The organism is Micromonospora sp. LZ34, from assembly GCF_052981855.1.
The window spans coordinates 272,950-295,938 of sequence record NZ_JBRIQN010000004.1; the positions used below are offsets into that span (position 1 = coordinate 272,950).

Annotated in this window: 22 protein-coding genes; 13 read left to right on the forward strand and 9 right to left on the reverse strand. The window is 74.3% G+C overall.

Annotation, left to right across the window (positions count from 1 at the left end; genetic code table 11):
- Nucleotides 1-2: 2 nt before the first annotated feature.
- Nucleotides 3-650, reverse strand: a complete 648-nt coding sequence (locus ACVCAH_RS07405; RefSeq protein ID WP_447135284.1) for a hypothetical protein — start codon at nt 648-650, stop codon at nt 3-5.
- Nucleotides 651-673: 23 nt separating this feature from the next.
- Here ACVCAH_RS07405 and ACVCAH_RS07410 point away from each other — a divergent pair, with 23 nt between their 5' ends.
- The gene (locus tag ACVCAH_RS07410; protein ID WP_447135285.1) at nt 674-1,192 is read left to right on the forward strand and encodes an acyl-CoA thioesterase; all 519 of its coding nucleotides are present in this window, start codon (nt 674-676) and stop codon (nt 1,190-1,192) included.
- Nucleotides 1,193-1,380: 188 nt separating this feature from the next.
- Nucleotides 1,381-3,369 carry an acetoacetate--CoA ligase gene (locus ACVCAH_RS07415; protein ID WP_447135286.1) on the forward strand — a complete coding sequence of 663 codons (1,989 nt, stop codon included), beginning with the start codon at nt 1,381-1,383 and terminating at the stop codon, nt 3,367-3,369.
- Nucleotides 3,370-3,379: 10 nt separating this feature from the next.
- On the opposite strand, the gene ACVCAH_RS07420 is transcribed toward ACVCAH_RS07415, so the two are convergent.
- Nucleotides 3,380-4,069 carry a TIGR03089 family protein gene (locus tag ACVCAH_RS07420; protein ID WP_447135287.1) on the reverse strand — a complete coding sequence of 230 codons (690 nt, stop codon included), beginning with the start codon at nt 4,067-4,069 and terminating at the stop codon, nt 3,380-3,382.
- A gap of 151 nt (nt 4,070-4,220) precedes the next feature.
- On the opposite strand from ACVCAH_RS07420, the gene ACVCAH_RS07425 reads away from it, so the two are divergent.
- Complete coding sequence (locus ACVCAH_RS07425) at nt 4,221-5,366, forward strand: glycosyltransferase family 4 protein (RefSeq protein ID WP_447135288.1); 1,146 nt, start codon at nt 4,221-4,223, stop codon at nt 5,364-5,366.
- A gap of 61 nt (nt 5,367-5,427) precedes the next feature.
- Nucleotides 5,428-6,516 (forward strand): mannose-1-phosphate guanylyltransferase, encoded by a 1,089-nt coding sequence (locus tag ACVCAH_RS07430; protein WP_447135289.1) that lies wholly within the window; start codon nt 5,428-5,430, stop codon nt 6,514-6,516.
- Here the strand turns inward: ACVCAH_RS07430 and ACVCAH_RS07435 are convergent.
- Nucleotides 6,485-7,093, reverse strand: coding sequence for an NUDIX hydrolase (locus ACVCAH_RS07435; RefSeq protein WP_447135290.1), 609 nt, complete (start codon nt 7,091-7,093; stop codon nt 6,485-6,487). The two genes, ACVCAH_RS07430 and ACVCAH_RS07435, sit on opposite strands and share 32 nt — an antisense overlap.
- Nucleotides 7,094-7,132: 39 nt before the next feature.
- Between ACVCAH_RS07435 and ACVCAH_RS07440 the strand changes: the two genes are divergently transcribed.
- Together ACVCAH_RS07440 and ACVCAH_RS07445 are read left to right on the forward strand one after the other, a co-directional pair.
- Complete coding sequence (locus ACVCAH_RS07440; RefSeq protein WP_447135291.1) at nt 7,133-8,167, forward strand: hypothetical protein; 1,035 nt, start codon at nt 7,133-7,135, stop codon at nt 8,165-8,167.
- A 270-nt stretch (nt 8,168-8,437) separates the two neighbouring features.
- A complete protein-coding gene (locus tag ACVCAH_RS07445; RefSeq protein WP_447135292.1) occupies nt 8,438-9,424 on the forward strand; it encodes a winged helix-turn-helix domain-containing protein in 987 nt (328 codons plus the stop codon).
- Nucleotides 9,425-9,436: 12 nt separating this feature from the next.
- Here the strand turns inward: ACVCAH_RS07445 and ACVCAH_RS07450 are convergent, their stop codons facing one another.
- Nucleotides 9,437-10,525 (reverse strand): coenzyme F420-0:L-glutamate ligase, encoded by a 1,089-nt coding sequence (locus tag ACVCAH_RS07450; protein WP_447135293.1) that lies wholly within the window; start codon nt 10,523-10,525, stop codon nt 9,437-9,439.
- Nucleotides 10,522-11,469 carry a 2-phospho-L-lactate transferase gene (cofD, locus tag ACVCAH_RS07455; protein ID WP_447135294.1) on the reverse strand — a complete coding sequence of 316 codons (948 nt, stop codon included), beginning with the start codon at nt 11,467-11,469 and terminating at the stop codon, nt 10,522-10,524. The genes ACVCAH_RS07450 and cofD overlap by 4 nt, the downstream gene beginning before the upstream one ends.
- A gap of 100 nt (nt 11,470-11,569) precedes the next feature.
- On the opposite strand from cofD, the gene ACVCAH_RS07460 reads away from it, so the two are divergent.
- The 6 genes from ACVCAH_RS07460 to ACVCAH_RS07485 all read left to right on the forward strand — a co-directional run bounded on the left by ACVCAH_RS07460 (nt 11,570) and on the right by ACVCAH_RS07485 (nt 18,359).
- Nucleotides 11,570-12,526 carry a hypothetical protein gene (locus ACVCAH_RS07460; RefSeq protein WP_447135295.1) on the forward strand — a complete coding sequence of 319 codons (957 nt, stop codon included), beginning with the start codon at nt 11,570-11,572 and terminating at the stop codon, nt 12,524-12,526.
- Nucleotides 12,527-12,786: 260 nt separating this feature from the next.
- Complete coding sequence (locus ACVCAH_RS07465; RefSeq protein WP_447135296.1) at nt 12,787-15,300, forward strand: bifunctional FO biosynthesis protein CofGH; 2,514 nt, start codon at nt 12,787-12,789, stop codon at nt 15,298-15,300.
- 171 nt (nt 15,301-15,471) lie between these two features.
- Nucleotides 15,472-15,753 (forward strand): hypothetical protein, encoded by a 282-nt coding sequence (locus ACVCAH_RS07470; RefSeq protein WP_447135297.1) that lies wholly within the window; start codon nt 15,472-15,474, stop codon nt 15,751-15,753.
- Nucleotides 15,754-15,895: 142 nt separating this feature from the next.
- The gene (locus ACVCAH_RS07475; protein ID WP_447135298.1) at nt 15,896-17,290 is read left to right on the forward strand and encodes a DUF4331 domain-containing protein; all 1,395 of its coding nucleotides are present in this window, start codon (nt 15,896-15,898) and stop codon (nt 17,288-17,290) included.
- Between the two features lie 10 nt (nt 17,291-17,300).
- The gene (locus ACVCAH_RS07480) at nt 17,301-17,630 is read left to right on the forward strand and encodes a phospholipase (RefSeq protein ID WP_447135299.1); all 330 of its coding nucleotides are present in this window, start codon (nt 17,301-17,303) and stop codon (nt 17,628-17,630) included.
- Nucleotides 17,631-18,101: 471 nt separating this feature from the next.
- A complete protein-coding gene (locus tag ACVCAH_RS07485; RefSeq protein ID WP_007455784.1) occupies nt 18,102-18,359 on the forward strand; it encodes a WhiB family transcriptional regulator in 258 nt (85 codons plus the stop codon).
- 108 nt (nt 18,360-18,467) lie between these two features.
- On the opposite strand, the gene ACVCAH_RS07490 is transcribed toward ACVCAH_RS07485, so the two are convergent.
- Nucleotides 18,468-18,917 carry a metallopeptidase family protein gene (locus ACVCAH_RS07490; RefSeq protein WP_088995923.1) on the reverse strand — a complete coding sequence of 150 codons (450 nt, stop codon included), beginning with the start codon at nt 18,915-18,917 and terminating at the stop codon, nt 18,468-18,470.
- Nucleotides 18,918-19,070: 153 nt separating this feature from the next.
- Here ACVCAH_RS07490 and ACVCAH_RS07495 point away from each other — a divergent pair, with 153 nt between their 5' ends.
- On the forward strand, nt 19,071-19,436 hold the full coding sequence (locus ACVCAH_RS07495; protein ID WP_088995922.1) for a DUF3499 domain-containing protein: 366 nt from the start codon (nt 19,071-19,073) through the stop codon (nt 19,434-19,436).
- Between the two features lie 113 nt (nt 19,437-19,549).
- On the opposite strand, the gene ACVCAH_RS07500 is transcribed toward ACVCAH_RS07495, so the two are convergent.
- Genes ACVCAH_RS07500 through ACVCAH_RS07510 form a run of 3 tightly spaced genes read right to left on the reverse strand, consistent with a single transcriptional unit; the run spans nt 19,550 to nt 22,946 of the window.
- On the reverse strand, nt 19,550-20,926 hold the full coding sequence (locus tag ACVCAH_RS07500; protein ID WP_447135300.1) for an NAD(P)/FAD-dependent oxidoreductase: 1,377 nt from the start codon (nt 20,924-20,926) through the stop codon (nt 19,550-19,552).
- Nucleotides 20,926-21,615: a pyridoxamine 5'-phosphate oxidase family protein gene (locus ACVCAH_RS07505; protein ID WP_447135301.1), complete on the reverse strand. Its 690-nt coding sequence runs from the start codon at nt 21,613-21,615 to the stop codon at nt 20,926-20,928. The genes ACVCAH_RS07500 and ACVCAH_RS07505 overlap by 1 nt, the downstream gene beginning before the upstream one ends.
- Nucleotides 21,600-22,946, reverse strand: a complete 1,347-nt coding sequence (locus ACVCAH_RS07510) for an aspartate aminotransferase family protein (RefSeq protein ID WP_447135302.1) — start codon at nt 22,944-22,946, stop codon at nt 21,600-21,602. The genes ACVCAH_RS07505 and ACVCAH_RS07510 overlap by 16 nt, the downstream gene beginning before the upstream one ends.
- Between the last annotated feature and the right edge of the window lie 43 nt (nt 22,947-22,989).

Consider the following 22,989-nt stretch of genomic DNA (forward strand, 5'->3'; position numbering starts at 1 on the left):
CGTCACTTGATCTCGGTGGTGGTGTCCTCCGGGCGGCCGGTCGAGCGGGGCGGCGCCGACCACGGCGACTCGCCGGCGGTCCGGCGGGGCAGCGGCTCGGTCGGCGTGGGGTCGGGGTAGCCCAGGGTCAGCGGCGCGGTGTCCGGCGACCCGGACTGCGGCCAGTCGGTCAGCGTGAAGTCCTGCGTGGCCGGCCCATCGGCCGGCGTCGGCTCGGTCGCCGGTCGCGGCCACTGCCGCCACCGCTGCCCGCTGAACGCCGCCACCATCAGCAGCAGCCCGATCAGGAACAGCGTGCCGTTCTCCACCGGCAGGTGCAGCGGCAGCGGGTCACCGAGGACCTTCCAGTCGTCCGGGAGGCGATTGCGCACCTGGAACGGCGCGACGAACAGCCACACGTACGGGATGGCCAGCAGCAGCCCGGCCACCAGCGGGCCGAGCGGTGAGATGCGCAGCGTGCCGAGCAGGCCCAGCAGGACGCCGCCGACCGCGAGGTAGACGGCCGGCTCGATCAGGTTGGCCGTGTTGAAGGTGCCGATCTCCACCCAACGGTCCACGGTGCGGCCCGACCCGTCCTGCCCGAGGGTGACCAGCACCCAGGTGACGGGCGCCACCACCAACCCGGCGAGGAAGCTCCAGAGATGTCGCATCCGCGCACCGTACCGTTTCCGACATGACCGAGCACCCCTCCGCCGCACCGTCGGGCAAGCCGACGTCGTACTCCCGCGTCACGCTGAGCCGGATCATGACCGCCGTGGACGTCAACCTCTACGGCACCGTGCACGGCGGCGTGCTGATGAAGTTCGTCGACGACGTCGCCGGCGCGGCGGCCGCCCGGCACAGCGGCGGCACGGCCGTCACCGCGGCGATCGACGAGATCGTCTTCTCCGAGGCGGTCCGGGTGGGTGACCTGGTGCACGCCCACGCCCAAGTCAACTGGACCGGGCAGACCTCGATGGAGGTGGGCGTCCGGGTGGTGGCCGAGCGCTGGGACTCGGCCGAGGACGAGCCGGTCCGGGTGGCCACCGCGTACCTGGTCTTCGTCGGCGTGGACGTGGGCGGGGCGCCGCGCCCGGTGCGCCCGGTGCTGCCGGAGACCCTGGAGGACGAGCGCCGGTTCCGGGAGGCGGAGATCCGCCGCGCCCACCGGCTGGCCCGCCGCCGCGCCATCCAGGCCCACCGGGCCGGCTGAGCGGACCGGGCCGCTGCCGGGCGGCGCGCGTCGCCCGGCGGTCGATCCACACACCCGACCCGCCCGGCATGTGGGCCGGCCACGCGCCCTCGGCGGCACCCGGTGCGCAGAATGGCGATCTGAGGTAGGGCAAGATGGCGCCACGGCCCATTTCACAGCGTCGTGCGGGGCCAGGGGAGGGTGGAGCAGTGAGTGACGTGCTGTGGACGCCGCCGGCGGACGTACGCGAGCGGTCCCGGATCGGGACCTACCTGAGCTGGCTGCGCGAGCACCGGGGGCTGGACTTCGCCGACTACGACGAGTTGTGGCGCTGGTCGGTCACCGACCTGGACGCGTTCTGGCGGTCGATCTGGGACCACTTCGAGGTGGTCGCGCACACCCCGCCGACGGCGACGCTGGCCGACCGGCGGATGCCCGGCGCGCGCTGGTTCCCCGGCGCCACGCTCAACTACGCCGAGAACGTGCTGCGGATGCCGGGCCGCGCCGACGACGACCCGGTGGTCATCGCGTACGGCCAGACCCGGGGGCCGGTCACCCTCACCGTCGCCGAACTGCGCGAGCAGGTCCGCCGGGTGGCCGCCGGGCTGCGCCGGCTCGGCGTCACCGCCGGCGACCGGGTGGCGGCGTACGCGCCGAACATCCCGGAGACGTACGTGCTGCTGCTCGCCACCAGCAGCCTGGGGGCGGTCTTCTCCTCCTGCGCGCCCGAGTTCGGCACCCGCAGCGTCACCGACCGATGGCAGCAGATCGAGCCGAAGGTGCTGGTCGCGGTCGACGGCTACCGCTACGGCGACAAGCCGGTGGACCGCCGGGGCGAGGTGGCCGCGATTCGGGCGGCCCTGCCGTCGCTGGCGCACACCGTGAGCATCGCCTACCTCGACCCGGCCGCCGCCGCCCCCGAGGGCGCGATGTCCTGGGACGACCTCGCGGCCCCCACCGACGAGCCGCTCACCTTCACCCCGGTCGCCTTCGACCACCCGCTCTACGTGCTCTACTCCTCGGGCACCACCGGGCTGCCCAAGCCGATCGTGCACGGCCACGGCGGGATCCTGCTGGAGCACCTGAAGATGCTCGCCCTGCACCACGACCTCGGCCCGGCCGACCGGTTCTTCTGGTTCACCACCACCGGCTGGATGATGTGGAACTTCCTGGTCTCCGGGCCGGCGGTGGGCGCGGCGATCGTGCTCTTCGACGGCAACCCGGGCCACCCCGACCTGGGCGCGCTCTGGCGGCTGGCCGAGGAGACCGGCACCACCTACTTCGGCACCTCGGCGCCGTTCCTGCTGGCCTGCCGCAAGGCCGGGTTGCGGCCGCGGGAGATCGCCGACCTCTCCGCGCTGCGCGGCGTCGGCTCCACCGGCGCGCCGCTGCCCGCCGAGGGCTTCACCTGGGTGTACGACGCCGTCGGCGACACCCCCCAGCTCCAGTCGCTCTCCGGCGGCACCGACGTCTGCACCGGCTTCGTCGGCGGCGTGCCGCTGCTGCCGGTGCACGCCGGGCGGATCACCTGCCGGGCGCTCGGCGCCAAGGTGGAGGCCCGCTCCGGCGACGGCACCCCGGTCATCGGCGAGCTGGGCGAACTGGTGATCACCGAGCCGATGCCGAGCATGCCGGTCGGGTTCTGGAACGACCCGGACGGCACCCGCTACCGGGAGGCGTACTTCGACCTCTATCCGGGGGTCTGGCGGCACGGCGACTGGATCACCATCGACGAGCGGGGCGGCTGCGTGATCACCGGCCGCTCGGACGCCACCCTCAACCGGGGCGGCGTCCGGCTCGGCACGGCGGAGTTCTACTCCGTCGTCGAAGGGCTGGACGAGGTCGTCGACTCGGTGGTGGTGCACCTGGAGGACGACGAGGGCGGCGCCGGTGAGCTGCTGCTCTTCGTGGTGCTCGCGGAGGGCCTGGAACTCGACGAGGCGCTGCGCACCCGGATCTGCCGCGAGCTGCGGACCGCGCTGTCGCCCCGGCACGTCCCGGACGAGATCCACCAGGTCCGCGCGGTGCCGCGCACGCTGTCGGCGAAGAAGCTCGAGGTGCCGGTCAAGAAGATCCTCACCGGCACCCCGGTGGAATCCGCCGCCGCCAAGGGCGCCCTGGCCAACCCGGAGTCCCTGTCGGCGTTCGCCGCCTTCGCCCAGCGCCGCTCGACCGACGGCCACCCCACCCCGGCCTGACCGCCGGCGGTCAGGCCAGGGTGCGGGTGGTCTGCTCCGTCGCGGTGCGGGCGGGGAGCCTGGCCGGGTCGAGGTTGGCGCAGAGGACCGTGCTGGCCATGGCGGTGAGCGGGGCCAGCAGCCAGTCGAGCGGGTCGGGGTGCGCGGCCGTGTCGATCAGGACCCGGTCGCCGGGGGCGATGCCCAGCTCCGCCGCCCGGGCGACCGCGCGGGCGATCAGCTCCGTCTCGGCCGGCCCGGCCGGGGCGTACGGGGTGAACTGGTCGCCGTGCGCGCGCACCTCCAGCACGTAGTCGGCGAAGCCGGGCGGCACCTCCCGCAGCGGCAGGGCGAACGGGTGCAGGGCGAGCGCGTACCGCTCGTCGGCCGGCCAGTCGTCCGCCTCGGCGGCCCGGTCGGCGGTGGCGAAGAGGGCCCCGACCGGCCCCGGTTCCCCGGCCACCGCCAGCCCGGCCGACCAGCAGCCGAGCAGCACCGCGGCGGTCTGCCAGTGCGGCGGGAGCAGCACCCCGGCGGTGTCCCCGGGGCCGAGCGCGGCGCCGTCGACGAGCAGGTTGGCCGTCTTGGCCACCCAGTTCGCCAGCGTGGCGCCGGACAGCTCGGTCCGCTCGCCGGTGGCGTCGTCGTACCAGGTGAGCAGCGGGCGGGTGGGGTCGGGCGCGATCGCGCCGGCGAACACCCGGGCAATGTTGTCGGCCATCGACGCGAACGATACGCCCCCGCGGGCCGTACTCGATGGAGACGTCAAGTCGGCGTACCGTCGGGTCGCAGTCAGCGTCCGCCCCGGGCTCCGGCGTAGGCTTGCCCGGAGTGTTGTTCCCCACAGACCCGCCAGTTCAAGGAGTCGCCCCGTGACCGCCGGTCGCCCGCCCCGCGTGCTCATCGACGCCACGAGTGTCCCCGCCGACCGTGGCGGCGTCGGTAGATACGTCGACGGCCTGCTCGGCGCGCTCGGCAAGGTGTGCGGGTCGGGGGTGGAGCTGGCGGTGGTCAGCCTCCGCACCGACCTGGAGCGCTACACCCGGATGCTGCCCGGCGCGGAGATCATCCCCGCCCCGGCCGCCGTCGCGCACCGCCCCGCCCGGCTGGCCTGGGAGCAGACCGGCCTGCCGCTGCTCGCCCAGCAGGTGGGGGCCCAGGTGCTGCACTCGCCCTTCTACACCTGCCCGCTGCGGGCCGGCTGCCCGGTGACGGTGACCGTGCACGACGCCACCTTCTTCACCGAGCCGGAGCACTACGACAAGTCCCGCCGCACGTTCTTCCGCAGCGCGATCAAGACTTCGCTGCGCCGCGCCGACCGGGTGATCGTGCCGAGCAAGGCCACCCGGGACGAGCTGATCCGGCTGCTCGACGCCGACCCGACCCGGATCGACGTGGCCTACCACGGGGTCGACCACGCCGCCTTCCACGCCCCCAGCGAGGAGGAGAAGGCCCGGGTCCGGGCCCGGCTGGGGCTGGGCAGCAGCAGCTACATCGCGTTCCTCGGCGCCAAGGAGCCGCGCAAGAACGTCCCCAACCTGATCCGGGGCTGGGCCCGGGCGGTGGGCGACCGGGTCGACCCGCCGGCCCTGGTGATCGCCGGCGGGCAGGGGCACGACGACGACATCGACCGCGCGGTGGCCGAGGTCCCCTCGCACCTGCGCCTGCTGCGCCCGGGCTACCTGCGCTACGCCGACCTGCCCGGCTTCCTCGGCGGGGCGCTGGTCGCCGCCTACCCCTCCTACGGTGAGGGCTTCGGCCTGCCGATCCTGGAGGCCATGGCGTGCGCCGCCCCGGTGCTCACCACCCCCCGGCTCTCGCTGCCCGAGGTCGGCGGCGACGCCGTCGCCTACACCAGCGAGGACGCCGAGCAGATCGCCACCGACCTGGCCGCCCTGCTCGACGACGAGCAGCGCCGGCTGACCCTGGCCAAGGCCGGCTTCGACCGGGCCAAGGAGTTCACCTGGGAGTCGAGCGCCGAGGTGCACATCGCGGCCTGGTCCCGGGCCCGGGCCTGACCGCGGTGCCCGGGCGGCGGCCGCGACGCCCCAGGCTGGGCGAATCGGGCATGATGTGCGGGTGATTTACGCCGTCATCCCGGCGGGCGGCAGCGGCACGAGGTTGTGGCCACTGTCCCGCGCCGGCCACCCCAAGTTCCTCCACCCGCTGACCGGCACCACCGCCTCGCTGCTCCAGGCCACGGTGGAGCGGCTGGCGCCACTCGCCACCCCCGAGCGCACCCTGGTGGTCACCGGGGCCGCGCACGTGGCCGCGGTGGCCCGCCAGTTGGCCGGCCTGCCGGAGGAGAACATCCTGGTCGAGCCCTCGCCCCGCGACTCGTGCGCGGCGATCGCGCTGGCCGCGGCGGTGATCGCGCTGCGCGACCCGGAGGCCGTGATGGGCTCGTTCGCCGCCGACCACCTGATCGCCGACCCGGAACGCTGGGTGGCGACGGTCCGGGAGGCGGTGCGCGGCGCCGAGCAGGGGCGGCTGATGACGGTCGGCATCACCCCGACCCGCGCGGAGACCGGCTACGGCTACCTGCAGACCGGCGATCCGCTCGGCGACGGCCCGATGCGTCCGGTCACCGAGTTCAAGGAGAAGCCGCAGGCCGAGGTCGCCGAGGCGTACCTGCGCTCCGGGCACCACCTCTGGAACGCGAGCATGTTCGTCTGGCGGGTGGACGTGTTCCTCGCCGAGCTGGCCCGGCAGCAGCCGGCTCTGCACGCCGGGGTCACCGCGATCGCGGCGGCCTGGGGCACCGCGGAGCAGGACGACGTGCTCGGCACGGTCTGGCCGACGCTGCCGAGGATCTCCGTCGACTATGCGGTGATGGAGGGCGCGGCGGCCGCCGGCCGGGTGGCCACGGTGCCCGGTGAGTTCGGCTGGAACGACGTGGGTGACTTCCACACCCTCGGCGACGTGCTGCCGGCCGACGCCGACGGCAACGTGGTGTTGGGCGCGGCGAAGCCCGGCGTGCTGCTGCGGGACAGCAGCAACCTGGTGGTGGTGCCGCACTCCGGCCGGCTGGTGGCCACCGTCGGGGTGCACGACCTGATCGTGGTCGACACCCCGGACGCGGTGCTGGTCTGCCCGCGGGACCGGGCGCAGGACGTCAAGAAGATCGTCGACGAGCTCAAGGAGCGGGGCGAAGAGGGGCTCGTCTGAGGGCGGCCAGGGCCGGCGCGACGAGCTGTTCGGTCCCGCCGGCCAGCGGCTCGGGCAGCCGGTCCGGCGGGAACCAGCCCAGCGCCTCCGACTCGTCGCTGAGCCGTTCCACCGCGCCGGGCGGGGCGAGGACGGCGAACCGGACGTCGTAGTGCAGCGAGCCGCCCTGGCAGGCGACCGGGTGGATGTCCACGTCGATCGGCACCGGGTCGACCCGCAGGCCGGCGATCCCGGACTCCTCGGTCGCCTCGCGCAGCGCGGCGCCGGCCAGCGTCCGGTCGCCCGGCTCGCAGTGCCCGCCGAGCTGCACCCACCGCCGGAACTTCCCGTGCAGGCAGAGCAGCACCCGCTCGCCGGTGCCGTCGAGCACGAGGGCGCTCGCGGTGACGTGCCCGGGGCGGTGCTCCCGGCGCATCGCCACCGGTCCGGCGGCCAGCAGGTCGAGGGTGCGGTCCCGGGCCGCGGCGGCGGTCGGGCTGGTCGGCGTCCAGCGGCCGAGCACCGCGACCGCGTCGGCGTGCAGCGCCGGGTGTCCGGCCGGGTCGGTGGTGCGGGTGGCGATCGGTGCGTCCGGCATCCCGACACTGTACGAGCCGCCGCTTCGTACCCTGGCCGAGTGACCCTGCGACTGCTCGAGTTCGTGGTCGGCGGCAACGAGGCCAGCGACCTGCTGCCGGTCCGCTCCGCGGCGCTGCTGCGCGCCCACCGGGCCCGGCGCGGGTTCTGGACGGTGCTCGACGAGGGCCCAGTGGAACACTGCCTGGCCCTGCTGCTGGAGCTCGACGACGGCCGGTGGACGGCGCACCACGTCGGCGCCGACGCGGGTGCGGAGAACGGCCGGACCGAGGACGGCGAGGCGCTCGCCCACCACGACGGCTGGGTGTACGTCTTCGGCTCGCACTTCGGCTCCAAGGGCGGGCCACTGCGGCCCCGGCGCGCCTTCGTGGCCCGGTTCCGGGAGGACGACGCGGCGACCGGGACGCTGCCGGTGCAGGTGGTGCGCAACCGGTTCCGGGTGCACCGGGCGGTCAACGACGCGCTCACCAAGGCGGCGTTCACGCCGCTGCCGCCCGGCGAGCGGGTCCGTGCCCGGTTCGTCGAGGCGACTTTGGTTCGCGGCACCACCCGAGCGAAGGGCTGGGTGAGCCGGCTGAACCCGGACGACCTGCCGCTGAACGTCGAGGCGGCCGCGTTCACCCCGGCCGGCACGGTGCTGCTCGGGCTGCGGTTCCCGGTGACCGTCGACGGCGAGCCGATCCTGGTGGAGGTGGCCGGTGTGCCGGACATGTTCGCCGCCACGCCGGGCTGGCCGACCGCGGTGGCCGCGTACGCCCTGACCGGGGTGACGCCGCGCGGCGCGCTCACCGGCTTCCGGGCCGTCGCCCCCACCGCGGACGGCGGGTACGCGGCGGTGATCGGCTCGATCGACGCGCTCGGCAAGGGCTCGGTGCTGCTCGACGACCATCCGGCCGGTGGGGACGTCACCTCGCGGCACGTCCGGTTCCGGCTGCCCCGGCAGGGGCACCTGATCCCCGGCGAACCGGTGGCCGACCTGGCGCCGTTCCACCACGTGGAGGGGTTGGCCGAGCTCGACGGGCGGTGCTTCTACGTCACCGACGAGGACCATCGGGTCGCGCTCTGGGTCGGTTGAGCCTCGGAACGGCCGGACGGCACCTCTGCGGAGCATGGGCCGCAGACCCTCGTGGTGCCGCCCGGCCACCGGTCCTCCCCGGTCCCGGTGTCCCGGGCGCGGGGCGCGTCATCGACACGCCGGCCTCATCGGGCAGTTGGAAGCATGCCTAACGGTCCCGGGGGGCGTCGAGGTTTTTCAGCCCACGCTTAAAAGTGGAGATAAGTGCCGGCCAGGTACAGTGCGAAGGGTCGCCCGCCATCCCCTGACCCGGCGGCGCGGGAGCGCACCATGCTGAAGATCTACTTTTCGGGGGAGGACATCCTCCGGACCCGGGTCGCCCCGGGCGCGGACCCGGTCTGGGAGTTGGTCCTCAGCCTGCACCTGTTACAGGGGCGCAGCCGTGACCCGTTGATGGCGAACTGGCGGCGCTCGGTGGCCCGGGGGCTGCGCCAGGACAGCGCCTCCGAACAGCTCCGCCTGCTCTTCGCGCTGAACCCGCCGCGCGGCTACTTCCCCGACTTCCTGACCCCCTACCAGAGTGTCGCCGGCTTCGAGGCCGGCCTGGACGCGGTCCGCAGCACCCCCGTCCCGCTGCTGCAGCGCGACCTCGCCCTGCTGGCCGGCGGCAACAACCTGCCCGGCACGGCGTCGGCGCTGGCCCGGGGCGAGCCGGAGGCGCTGCACCAGCTCACCGGCGCGATGGAGCAGTACCGGTCGCTGGCCATCAGCCCGTACTGGGCGCGGATCCAGGCGGCCGTGGAGGCGGACCGGTCGCGCCGGGCCCGGGCGCTGCTCGACGGCGGGGTGGAGGGGCTGCTGGCCAGCCTGCGTCCGGCGATGCGCTGGGAGTCCGGCATGCTCGAGGTGCTCGACTACCCGGACAGCCGGGAACTGCACCTGGACGGGCGGGGGCTGCTGCTGGTCCCGTCGTTCTTCTGCGCGCGTACCCCGGTCGCGCTGCTCGACCCGGCGCTGCCGCCGGTGCTGGTCTACCCGGTGGACCGGCTGGGTGGCCTGGTGCCCGGCGCGGCCGGATCGGCCGCCGGCCGGGAGGCGCTGGCCTCCCTGCTCGGCCGGACCCGGGCCGCGGTGCTGGAGGCCAGCGACGACGGCTGCACCACCGGCGAGATGGCCCGCCGGCTGCAGATCTCACCGGCGGCCGCGAGCCAGCACGCCACCGTGCTGCGCAACGCCGGGCTGCTGGTCAGCCAGCGTGACCGCAACACCGTCCTGCACACCCTCACCCCCCTCGGCCGCGCCATGCTCGACGCCTGACCCAGGGGGAGGTCAGAGGGCCAGGGCGGCGGTGGCGGTGGTGTGGGCGGGTGGGGGGAGGAGGGTGGAGCCGATGCCCTCCGCGGCCAGGGCGGTGCGCAGGCGTTGCAGGTCGGCGCCGAAGCGGACCAGGTCGGCTGGGGCGACCGGGGTGGCCGGCGAGCCGAGCACCAGGGTGCTGGCCTCGGCCGGCCAGCCGGGCACCGCGGCGACCAGTCCGGCGCGTACCTCCTCGTCGGTGACCAGGGTGAAGGTCGTGCCGGGCGCGACCACGTCGGCGACCGCGGCGATGGCCCGGCGCACCGCCTCCGGGTCGGGTGGGGTCGTGCCGGGGCCGTCCGGCAGGGTGGCGGCGGCGGCCAGCCCGGCCGCCCGCGCCTCGGCGGTGCCGAGCGAGAAGAGATCCATCGTGGCGTCCCGGACCAGCGCGGCCGCGCCCGCGCCGTCGTCCGGCGCGACCGCGCCCAGGTAGCCGCGCACCACCGCGACCGGAACCTGGTCGCACTTGCCCTTGACCAGCTCGCCGGCGCCGGCCAGCTCGTCGACCACCGCCATCTGGGTCAGCTGGAGTTCGTTGCCGTACGGGTCGACCTCGCCCCGGTGGTCGCGGATCGCGGCCATCCCGGCCACGCCCAGCGCCACGTCGGTGAGGCCGTTGCGCCAGGGCCGCCCCATCGTGTCGCTGATGATCACCGCGACGTCGACGTGGTAGCGGTCGCGCAGCGCGGCCCGCAGCGCCCGGGCGGAGGCGTCCGGATCCTTGGGCAGCAGCACCAGCCGGGTCTTGTCGACGTTGGACGCGTCGATCCCGGCCGAGGCCATCACGAAGCCGTGGTGGGTCTGCACGATCCGGGTCGCACCCCGGGTCGCCACCACCCGCGCGGTCTCCGCGGCCAGCACCTCGTCCCGCGCGGCGAGCCGGTCCGGCCCGTCCGCCGGGACGTCCACCAGCCGCCCCTCCGCCTTGGAGACGATCTTGCTGGTCACCACCAGCACGTCGCCGTCGCGCAGCCAGGGCGCCGCGGTGGCGATCACCGCCGCCAGGTCGTCGCCCTCGGTCACGTCGCCGATGCCCAGCACCGGCAGGATCTCCAGCCTCACGTCAACTCCAGTGCGGCGCGGACCATGGCCGCCGTCGCCGCCTCGTCGGTCATCCGCAGCGGCACCGCGCGGACCGTCACCTCCGGCACCACGGTGCCCTCGTCCTCCTCGGCGACCAACCAGCCGTCGAGCAGGCCGCCCGCCCCCCGGCCGCCGTAGAGCCGCCCGACGCCGGCCGCGCTGCACTCGACGCCGAGCACGTCCAGGCAGCGGTCGGCCATCCCGCGTACCGGCGCGCCGCCGATGATCGGCGACACGCCGACCACCGGGGCCGGCCCGTCGGCCACCGCCTCGCGCAACCCGGGCACCGCCAGGATCGGCGCGACGCTCACCACCGGGTTGCTCGGCGCGATCAGCACCACGTCCGCCCCGGCGATCGCCTCCGCAACGCCGGGCGCCGGCTTGGCCGTCTCGGCACCGACGAAGACGAACCGGTGGGTGGGCAGCTGCGCCCGGTGGCGCACCCACCACTCCTGGAAGTGGATCGCCCGCTGGCCGCCGTCGAGGTCGACCACCACGTGCGTCTCCAGCCGGTCGTCGGTCGCCGGCAGCAGGCGTACGCCGGGCTGCCAGCGGGTGGCCAGCGCCTCGGTCACCGCGTGCAGCGGGTAGCCGGCGTTGAGCATGGTGGTGCGCACCAGGTGGGTGGCGACGTCCTTGTCACCCAGGCCGAACCAGGTCGGCTCGGCGCCGTACTCGGCCAGCTCCTCCTTGACCGTCCAGCTCTCCCCGACCCGTCCCCAGCCCCGCTCCGGGTCGGCCCCGCCGCCCAGGGTGTACATGACGCTGTCCAGGTCCGGGCAGACCTTCAGCCCGTGCAGCAGCAGGTCGTCGCCGACGTTGACCACGGCGGTCACCTCGGCGCCGACCTCGCGGGCGTACGCCCGGACGCCGAGCAGGAACCGGGCGCCGCCGATGCCGCCCGTCAGAACCACGATGCGCATGCCGACCATCCTCGCGCACGTGACGCCGTCGGTCCGCCGGAGGCGGGGGAGACTAGGCTCACGTCGGCAACTGTCCGCTTTCGCCCTCAGGGGGATCTTCGTGACCAGCCCCGCCGAGCCCGCGTCCACCGACGCGACGCGGGCCAGCCAGCTGACCAAGCCGTTCCGCGAACCCGCCGCACTCGTGCTTCTCGGCGCGAACGCCGTGCTGTTGTTCGTCGGGCTGATCCGGCTGCTGACCCCGACCGAGTACGGCACCTTCACCGGCCGGGCCGGGAGCGCCTTCTACGCGTTCGCCGGTTGGGAGGCGGTGGTGCTGCCCGTGCTGGCCGTGCTGCTGGCCACGCACGTGCAGCCGGCGGTGCCCAAGGCGAAACTGATCACCCAGGTGGCGCTCGTCGAGTACGCGGTCAGCGCAGTGTTCGGCGCGCTGACCTTCCTGATCTGGACGGTCGGCCGGCTGGCCGAGGGCGAGGTGCTGGACGCCCTGCTCGGCCTGCTCGCCCGGGTGGCCTGGCTGGCCGTCTTCGCGGTCGCCGCGTACGTCGTCTACACCGTCTGGCGCAAGCTCTACTACGTGCCGAAGCCCAAGCCGCAGCCCGGCGTGTACGGCCAGCCCCAGCCCGGCTGGCCCCAGCAGGGCGGCTACCCGGCGCCCGGCCAGCCCGGCGGCTACCCGGCGCCCGGCCAGCCCGGCGGCTACCCGGTCCCGGGCCAGCCCGGCGCCTACCCGGCCCCCGGCCAGCCGGCCGGCTGGCCCGCCCCCGGCCAGTACGGTGGCCAGCCCGCCGGTCCGTACGCCCCGCAGTCGGCCCCGCCGGCCCCGCAGTCCGCGCCGCCGGCCAACCCGGTCCCGGGATTCGGGCAGCCGGAGAACCCGGTCCCCGGGTTCGGGCAGCCGCAGCCCGCGCCGCCGTTCGGCCAGCCGCCCTCGGCCGACCCGACGCAGGCCATCCCGCGCCAGTCCGCCGAACCGACCCAGGCGATCCCGCGCGACGGCGACAGCGACCGCACCCAGCGGATCAACCCGGGCGACAACCCCGAGCAGCCCCGCTGACCCCGGCGCCCCGCGCCGCACCCGCGGCGCGGGCCGGTCTCCTCCCACCCCACCCCACCCCCAGCCGCACCGCCCCGAACACCAGCGGGGCGCACTTTCACTGAAGGAGTGGCCTCGCGCGCCGCTGAAGCCCCGCATTCTCTGAAAGTGCGAACCGATCCTGCGCCCGAGCCCGGGCGGGGGAGTGTGGGCGGGGTGGGGTTTTGCAGCGGGTGGCCGGGGTGGGCGGGGCGGGGCGGGTTACCGCATAGGCTGAACGGATGGTTGATCGCACCGACCCGGGCCCGAGCGACGCGAGTGTGCGCCGGGCGTTGCGCCGGGCCGAGACCGGGCGGGCGTTGGACGCCGACGAGGCGACCGCGCTGCTGAGCGCCCGGGGCGGCGCGCTGGACGAGCTGCTCCGGATCGCCGCCGCCGTACGCGACGCGGGCCTGCGCGAGGCCGGCCGGCCCGGTGTCGTCACCTTCTCCAAGAAGGTGTTCATCCCGCTCACCCGGCTCTGCCGGGACCGCTGCCACTACTGCACCTTCGCCACCGTGCCGCACCGGTTGCCGGCGGCCTTCCTGGACCGGGACGAGGTGCTGGCGATCGCCCGGGCGGGCGCGGCGCAGGGCTGCAAGGAGGCCCTGTTCACCCTCGGCGACCGGCCGGAGGAGCGCTGGCCGGCCGCCCGCAGCTGGCTGGACGAGCGCGGTTACGACTCCACCCTGGACTACCTGCGGGCGTGCGCGGTGTCGGTGCTGGAGGAGACCGGCCTGCTGCCGCACCTGAACCCCGGCGTGCTCTCCTGGTCGGAGTTGCAGCGGCTCAAGCCCGTCGCGCCGAGCATGGGGATGATGCTGGAGACCACGGCGACCCGGCTCTGGTCGGAGCCGGGCGGCCCGCACTACGGCTCACCGGACAAGGAGCCGGCGGTCCGGCTGCGGGTGCTCGACGACGCCGGCCGGGTGGGCGTGCCGTTCACCACCGGCATCCTGATCGGCATCGGGGAGACCCCGGCCGAGCGGACCGACGCGATCTTCGCGATCCGCCGCGCGCAGCGGGAGTACGGCCACCTCCAGGAGGTGATCGTGCAGAACTTCCGCGCCAAGCCGGACACCGCGATGCGCGGCATGCCCGACGCGGAGCTGCACGACCTCGCCGCCACGGTTGCGGTGGCCCGGGTGCTGCTCGGTCCGCGGGCCCGGATCCAGGCCCCGCCCAACCTCATCGAGGGCGAGTACGACCTGCTGCTGCGGGCCGGCATCGACGACTGGGGCGGGGTGTCGCCGCTGACGCCGGACCACGTCAACCCGGAGCGCCCCTGGCCGCAGCTCGACGAGCTGGCCCGGCACACCGCGCAGGCCGGGTTCACCCTGCGCGAGCGGCTGACCATCTACCCCGAGTACGTCCGCGCCGGCGACCCGTGGCTGGATCCGCGGCTGCTGCCGCACGTGACCGCGCTGGCCGACCCGGCCACCGGCCTCGCCGTCGAGGAGGCCCGGCCGGTGGGCCGCCCGTGGCAGGAGCCGGAGGAGGTGTTCGGCGGGCGGACCGACCTGCACGCCACCATCGACACCACCGGCCGTACGGGCGACCGGCGGGGTGACTTCGACAGCGTCTACGGCGACTGGTCCGAGGTGGCCACGAAGGTCAGCGCCGCGCCGGCCGGTGCCGGTGCCGGCGACGCCGACCTGCGGGCCGGGCTGCGGCTGGCGGCGGACGACCCGGCCGCGCTGCTCGATCCGCGGCACACCGACGCCGCGCTGGCGCTCTTCGCCGCCGACGGCCCGGCGTTGGACGAGCTCTGCCGGCTGGCCGACGACGTCCGCCGGGACACCGTGGGTGACGACGTCACCTACGTGGTGAACCGCAACATCAACTTCAGCAACGTCTGCTACGTCGGGTGCCGGTTCTGCGCGTTCGCGCAGCGGGAGCGGGACGCGGACGCGTACCGGCTCTCGGTGGACCAGGTCGCCGACCGGGCGGAGGAGGCGTGGGCGGCCGGCGCCACCGAGGTCTGCCTGCAGGGCGGGATCGACCCGAAGCTCCCGGTGACCGGCTACGCCGACCTGGTCCGGGCGATCAAGGCGCGGGTACCCGGGATGCACGTGCACGCGTTCTCGCCGATGGAGATCGTGACCGCCGCCGCGAAGGCCGGCGTGCCGGTGAAGGAGTGGCTCGGCCTGCTCCGCGACGCCGGCCTGGACACCATCCCGGGCACCGCGGCGGAGATCCTCGACGACGAGGTGCGCTGGGTGCTGACCAAGGGCAAGCTGCCGGCCGCCGCCTGGGTCGAGGTGGTCAGCACGGCCCACGAGCTGGGCATCCGGTCCAGCTCCACGATGATGTACGGCCACGTCGACCATCCCGGCCAGTGGCTCGCGCACTTCCGGGTTCTGGCCGGCGTGCAGGACCGCACCGGGGGGTTCACCGAGTTCGTCGCGCTGCCGTTCGTGCACACCAACGCCCCCATCTACCTGGCCGGCATCGCCCGACCCGGGCCGACCTGGCGGGAGAACCGGGTGGTGCACGCGATGGCCCGGCTGCTGCTGCACGGCCGGATCGACAACATCCAGTGCTCCTGGGTGAAGCTCGGCGACGACGGCACGGTGGCCATGCTCCAGGGCGGCTGCAACGACCTCGGCGGCACCCTGATGGAGGAGACCATCTCGCGGATGGCCGGGTCCGCCAACGGATCGGCCCGCACCGAGGAGCAGTTGCGCGCCATCGCGGCGAAGGCCGGCCGGCCGGCCCGCAAGCGCACCACCGCGTACGGTCACCCGCGCCCGTAGCGTCGAACCTTTCCCCGCCGCCGGCCGTACCACTGGATGCCGGCGGCGGTCGCGGCGAGGACCGCCGCCGGCATCCCCCGCAGGGGCCGGCGGCGCCCGTTCCGCGAGGCGGCGCCCGCCCCTGGTCCGCCACCCCGGGCGCGCCCAGCGCCGCAGCCGGAAAGGTTGCCCATGACCAGTGATCAGCGGAAGCGGCCCTGGCCGCGACTGACCCGCCGGCAGACGTTGACCGCGGCGGCCAGCGCCACGCTCGGCGCGGCCGCCCTCACCGTGCCGGGCCTGTCGGCCGCGCAGAACGCTCCCGACGCGCGGGCCGGCGTCGACGACCCGATCGTCGTGCACCTGCGCGACGCCGCCTCCGGGAGGCTGGACGTCTTCGTCGGCACCTCCCGGATCGAGGTACGCGACCGCGGCCTGGCGGACCGGCTGCGGCGCGCCGCCGGCCGGGGCTGACCGCGCCGCCGTCGCCCCGACGACCGGTCGAGCCGCCCACCTGCGGTCACCGCTCGGGGCGCCCCTGATCCGCCGGCCCGGCGCGGGCTCCCGGCGCCTGGCCGGCCCCTCATCTTTCCCCGCCCAGTGAGGTTGGTCCGTCATGTCTTCCCACCGCGAGGCACCGGAGATAGCCAAGGATCCGGTCGCCGACTCGTCCGACCTGTACGTGTTCGTCAGCCCCGACCGGCCCGACACGGTGACGCTGATCGCCAACTACGTGCCGTTGCAGTTGCCGTCCGGCGGGCCGAACTTCTTCGAGTTCGGCGACGACGTGCAGTACGACATCAATATCGACAACGACGGTGACGGCCGCGCCGACATCGTCTACCGATTCGAATTCACCACCGAGATCACCAATCCGAACAGCTTTCTTTACAACACCGGCCCGATCGACTCGTTGGACAGCGAGAACTGGAATCGGCGGCAGTTCTACAGCCTGACCCGGATCGCCGACGGCCGGCAGCAGCGGCTGGCGCACAAGCTGCCCTGCCCGCCGTGCAACGTGGGGCCCCTGTCCACGCCGAACTACGCCGAGCTGGTCCGGCAGGCCACCTACAGCCTCTCCACCGGGGAGCGGGTCTTCGCCGGGCAGCGGGCGGACGGCTTCTTCGTCGACCTGGGCGCGGTCTTCGACCTCGGTACGCTGCGGCCGTTCCAGCAGCTGCACGTGGCCGGCAAGAAGGTCTTCCGGGCCGAGGGTGAGCCGGTCAATGCGACCGACCGGATGAACGTGCACAGCATCGCGGTGCAGGTGCCGTTGAGCAAGGTGCGCCGGCGCGCCAACCGCTACGGGGTGGCCGACCAGGCGTCGGTGGTCGGCGTCTGGACCTCGGCCGCCCGGCGGCAGGTGCGGGTGATCGGCAGCGACCCGGGCCGGGACGTGGCGGCCGGGCCGTTCGCCCAGGTGTCCCGGCTGGGCAACCCGCTGTTCAACGAGGTCATCGTGCCGATGTCCAAGAAGGACCTGTGGAACTCGCTGCCGCCGTCGGAGGACAAGCGCTTCGCCCGGTTCGTCGAGCAGCCGGAACTGGCCGCGCTGCTGCCGGCGCTCTACCCGGACGTCTTCCCCAACCTGGACCGGCTGAACAAGTCGAAGAAGGCCCGGGCCGACCTGGTGGCGATCCTGCTCACCGGCGTGCCGGCGGGGCTGATCGACGGGTTCACCAACGCCACCGGCGACATCCATGCCGACATGCTGCGGCTGAACACGGCGATCCCGCCCAGCCGCCAGCCGGACCGCTTCGGCGTGCTCGGCGGCGACCTGGCCGGCTTCCCGAACGGCCGCCGACCCGTCGACGACGTGGTCACCATCGCGCTGCGGGCCATCGCCGGGCTGACCGTGCCGCTGGTCGACCGGGCGTTCCGGCCGGACGCCGCGGCGGCCGCGGTCACCCCGGGGTTGAGCGCGGCCGACGTGCCCGCCGGCGTCCTGCCGAACTTCCCCTACCTGGGCACGCCGTACGACGGGTTCAACAACCCGCCGGCGGCGAAGTGACGGGGCAGCGGTGGACGAGCACGCGTACGGGCCGTCGGAGACCGGCAGCGTCGTCCTGGACCTGGGTGGCGACACCGGGGCCCTGATCATCTACACCGGACGCGACCTGCACGGTCGGGAGATCGAGATCAGCCGGGCCGACGCCCCGCGTACCCACTCGGCGGTGCGGGAGCGGCGGGTGCGCGACGGGACGTTCCACAGTGCTGTATACCCGGACCTGCCGCTGGGTCTCTATACCGTCTGGTGGGACGACCGGACGCCCGCCGGGGCGGTCACCGTCAGCGGCGGCTCGGTCGCCGAGTTCGTCTGGCCGACCAGGGTCCCGCCGGGCAACGGTTGACCCCGGCCGGCCCATCGGCCACCGCGCCCCATCCACAATGTGGACGGGGCGCGGTCGGCGTTTTCCGGCTCGACGGGCGGTCCGGGCGAAGTCGCGTTAACCTGAGGCCCATCAAGATCACCATCTTGATGGGTGGTCTCCCGGGAGTCTCCGTCGGCGCGCCCGTGCCGGGTCGGCGCGGAACGCCACGGGAGAAAACTCGGGCAACTCGCCGGAGAGGGCGTTACTCGGCCGGGGTCTGAATCGATAGGGCAGGTTGCGAGGCCGGGTGGTCGCGGTGACCGTCCGGATGCGTGTCGGGAGGGCGACTCCATTATCAAGTTTGGCTTGACGGCGCACGCATTACACGCGTGTAATTTGAATGGGGTTGTTCGCACGGAACGCAACAAATGGGGACCGGACGGACACGCACGCCTTTCGCGTGGGGGGTTGCAGCGGCGATGACGCCGGTGCGCGACAAGGAGGCATCAGATGGACGGCCAGCTTGAGGTGGCCGACCTGCTCGGAAACGCGCCGGAGTGGCAGGAGCGGGCGCTGTGCTCGCAGACCGATCCGGAGGCGTTCTTTCCCGAGAAGGGCGGCTCGACCCGTGAAGCGAAGCGGATCTGCTCGCGTTGCGAGGTCAAGACGGAATGCCTCGAATACGCTCTCGGCCACGACGAGCGGTTCGGGATCTGGGGTGGGCTCTCCGAGCGGGAGCGGCGCAAGCTCAAGCGGCGGGCCGCCTGAGCGGTGCCGGGCCGGGGCGGTGGGGGCCGCCCGGCTCGGGCACGTCACGTCGACGCGCGGGTGGCCCGATCGCGTCCGCCGCCGGGGCTGGCCCCGGGTGGGCGGCGGTCAGGCCAGTTCGTCGGGGTCGACCCCGAGCAGGTTCGCCACCTGCTCGATGATCACGTCATGCACCAGGTCGGCGAGGTCCTCGCGGTCCATCGCGCGGAACTCCAGGGGGCGGCGGTAGAGCACGATCCGGGGCGGGACCTCCTGCCGTCCGGGGCGGCCGGGCAGCAGTCGGGCGAGCGGCACCTCGCCGTCCTCCAGCACGTCGGAGTCGTAGACGTTCAGCTCCGGCGGGACGTCCTCCACCGCGAACTCGACCCCGGCCAGCTCCTTGGCGAACCGGCGCTCCAGGGTCTCGACGGTGTCCAGGACCAGGTCGTCGAAGACCTCCGCCTTGGTCCGGGCCAACGGCACGGTCGCCGGTACCAGCCGGCCGCGCAGCCCGCGCCCGTGCCGGTCACGGTGGGCGCGCCGGCCGGCGCCGGGGCGGCGGTGTTCCGGGCTCGTCATGAGGCACAGGGTAGCCCCCGGGCCAGCCTGGCCTGCGGCAGTGCCGCCACCGTGGCGCGGCGCGGTCACGCCGGGCGAACTGTGATCACCATGACGGGCGTGTCGCAACGCGAAGCGGTGCGCCGGAGCCGGTAATGGAGATACCCTGCCGCCGTGAGGTCACCACGGCGCTGCTCCCGTAACGGCTGCCCCCGGCAAGCGGTCGCCACATTGACCTATGTCTACAACGAGTCGACCGCCGTGGTGGGCCCGCTGGCGGCTTTCGCCGAGCCGCACACGTACGACCTCTGTGAGCCGCACGCCCGCAGCCTGACCGCGCCGCGGGGCTGGGACGTGGTCCGGCACGAGGGCGAGTTCGAGCCCCCGCCGCCCACCACCGACGACCTGGTCGCGCTGGCCGAGGCGGTCCGCGAGGCCGCCCGCCCCACCCCCCGTCCCCCCGAGGACGACCATGACCTCCCCACCCCCGGTCACACCGCCCGCCGCGGCCACCTCCGGGTGATCCCCCCCAACCACTAACCCCCGCCCACCCGGCCTCCGCCCGTCCGGGTTTCGCCGTTGATCATGAGGTTAGCGGCGTTTTCGATCTCCCCTGCTGCCGCTAACTCCATGATCAACGGGGTGGAGCCCGGCTAGTGGCCGAGGAGGCGGGAGAAGGTGGCGGCGCGGCGGGAGGGGCGGCCCTTGCGCAGTTCGGCGGCGTCGGCGGAGAACATCAGGCGCAGGCCGGCGTTGACGGCGAGCCAGCGCAGCGGCTCCGGCTCCCACCTGGGAGAGCGGTGGTTGACCCAGGGCAGGGCGGTCAGGTCGGTGCGCTCGTGCCGGATCAGGTCGGCCAGCGTACGGCCGGCGAGGTTGCTGGTGCCGACGCCGTCGCCGACGTAACCGCCGGCCCAGCCGAGCCCGCCGGCCGGGTCGAAACCGACCGAGGCCGCCCAGTCGCGGGCCACCCCGAGCGGCCCGCCCCAGGTGTGGGTCACCGGCACGTCCGGGCCGAGCACCGGGAAGAGCTCGCCGAGCGTCCGGCGCAGCGCCGCGAAGACCCGTGGCTCCCGGTCGTGCCCGGGGACCACCCGGGACCCGAAGTGGTACGGGGCGCCCCGCCCGCCGAATGCCAGCCGCCCGTCGCCGGTGCGCTGGCCGTAGATGATGACGTGCCGGTGGTCGGAGAACGTCTCCCGCTCGGCCAGCCCGATCCGGTCCCAGGTATGCGCCGGCAGCGGCTCGGTGGCGACCATCAGCGAGTAGACCGGCGCCACGGTGCGCCGCTGCCCGGGCAGCATCGGCGTGTAACCCTCGGTGGCCCGGACCACCACCGGCGCCCGTACCGTGCCGGCCGGAGTGACCGCCGCGCCGGGCCGGATCGCCGTCACCCGGGTCCGCTCGTGGATGGTCACGCCGCGCCGTTCGACCGCGCGGGCCAGGCCGCGGACCAGCCGGGCCGGGTGCACCGCGGCGCAGTGCGGGGTGTACGTCCCGCCGAGCACGCCCTCGGCGGCGCACCGGGCCGACGCCTCGCCGGCGTCGAGCAGCGCCAGGTCATCCGGGCCGAGTCCGAACGCCCGGGCCTCCTCGACGGCTGCCCGGGCGCGGGCGAGCTGCGGGCCGGTACGGGCGAGCACCACCGTCCCGCCGTACGCCCAGTCGCAGTCGATGCCCTCGGCGGCGACCACCCGGCCGACCTCGCGGACCGTGGCCTGCATGGTGCGCTGCATGGCGAGCGCGGCCTCCCGCCCGTGCCGGCGGGCCAGCGCGGGCAGCGAGGTGGGGAAGAGCGCCGAGCACCAGCCACCGTTGCGCCCGGATGCGCCGTAGCCGGCGATCTCGGCCTCCAGCACGGTGATCCGCAGGGTCGGATCCGCTCCGGCCAGGTAGTACGCCGTCCACAGCCCGGTGTACCCGGCCCCGACGATGACCACGTCGGCGTCGGCGTCGCCGGGCAGCGGCGGGCGCAGGGTCAGCGGTTCGTCCACGGTGGAGAGCCAGTAGGACAGCTCCGGGTAACGCATCACCACTCCGGGGGTGGCAGGTCGAAGCGGAGGGCCGGGTCGGGCTCGGGGCGGCCGGGCGACTCCACCACCGGCAGGACGCCGGCCCAGACCGGGAGGTCCAGGTCTTCGGCCGGGTCGTCCGGCGGGCCGGCACTGATCTTCACCGAGGATTCGGCCAGCGGCAGCGCGAGCACCAGCGTGGCGGCCAGTTCCTTCGCCGACGGCGGCCGGATCACCGCCCACCGGCCGGGCAGCAGGTGCTCGGAGATCCGTTCCAGCGCGGCCAGCTTCTCCTCCCCGTCCAGGCCGACCAGGGTGCCGAGCACCATCGCGCAGCGGTAGTTCATCGACGACGCGAAGGCGCTGCGGGCCAGCACCAGCCCGTCCAGCAGGGTGACGGTCAGGCAGGCCGGGACGCCGGCGGCGAGGTGGCGGAACAGCCGGCTGCCGGTGGAGCCGTGCACCAGCACCCGGTCGCCGTCGCGGGCGTAGCCGACCGGCAGCGCGTGCGGCTGGTCGCCGTCCACGATCGCCAGGTGGGCGACCCGACCGGCGTCGAGCACCGCGTGCAGGCTCGCCCGGTCGTGCGCCGCCAGCTCTGGGAGCCGGCGTACCCGGGTGCGCGGTGTCCGCCCGACCTCGGCGTCGGCCGGTGGCCGGGCCCCGGTGGACCGGGACCCGGACCCGCCGGTCAGAGGCGTGCCCATGCCTCGGTGAGCACCGCACGCAGGATCTGCTCGATCTCGTCGAACTGCTGCTGCTCGGCGATCAGCGGCGGGGCGAGCTGCACCACCGGGTCGCCCCGGTCGTCGGCGCGGCAGTAGAGCCCGGCGGAGAAGAGCGCGGTGGAGAGGAAGCCGCGCAGCAGCCGCTCCGACTCGGCCTCGTCGAAGGTCTCCCGGGTGGTCTTGTCCTTGACCAGCTCGATGCCGTAGAAGTAGCCGTCGCCCCGGACGTCGCCGACGATCGGCAGGTCGTGCAGTTTCTCCAGGGTGGCGCGGAAGGCGGCCTCGTTGGCCCGGACGTGCCCGACCAGGTCCTCGCGGGCGAAGACCTCCAGGTTGGCCAGCGCCACCGCGCAGGAGACCGGGTGCCCGCCGAAGGTCACCCCGTGGGCGAACATGCCGGTCTCGGTGAGGAACGGCTCCATCAGCCGGTCGCTGGCGATCATCGCGCCGAGCGGAGCATAGCCGGAGGTGATGCCCTTCGCGGTGGTGATGATGTCCGGCTGGTAGCCGTAGCGGACGGCGCCGAAGTACTCGCCGAGCCGGCCCCAGGAGCAGATCACCTCGTCGGAGACGAGCAGCACGTCGTACGCGTCGCAGATCTCCCGCACCCGCTCGAAGTAGCCGGGCGGCGGCGGGAAGCAGCCGCCGGAGTTCTGCACCGGCTCCAGGAAGACCGCCGCGACCGTGTCCGGCCCCTCCCGCTCGATCGCGCGGCCGATCTCGTCGGCGGCCCAGCGGCCGAACGCCTCCGGGTCGTCGCCGTGCTCCGGCGCCCGGTAGAAGTTGGTGTTCGGCACCTTGATCCCGCCGGGCACCAGCGGCTCGAAGTCGCTCTTGATGCCGGGCAGCCCGGTGATCGACAACGCGCCCATCGAGGTGCCGTGGTAGGCGATGTAGCGGCTGACCACCTTGTACTTGTTCGGCTGGCCGGTGCGCTTGAAGTAGGCCCGGGCCAGCTTCCACGCCGCCTCGACGGCCTCGGAACCGCCGGTGGTGAAGAAGACCCGGTTCAGGTCGCCGGGGGCCAGCGCCGAGATCTTCTCGGCCAGCTCGACCGCCTTGGGGTGGGCGTACGACCAGAGCGGGAAGTAGGCGAGCTCGCCGGCCTGCTTGGCGGCGGCCTCGGCCAGCTCCGCGCGGCCGTGGCCCGCGTTGACCACGAAGAGCCCGGCGAGCCCGTCGAGGTAGCGGCGGCCCTTGGCGTCCCAGACGTACGCGCCCTCGCCGCGGACGATGGTCGGCACCTCGCCGGCGGAGTAGCTCGCCATCCGGGTGAAGTGCATCCAGAGGTGGTCGGTGGCGTTGGCCATGTCAGCCCCATCGGGTCTCGGGCCGGTCAGGGGACACCGGCCG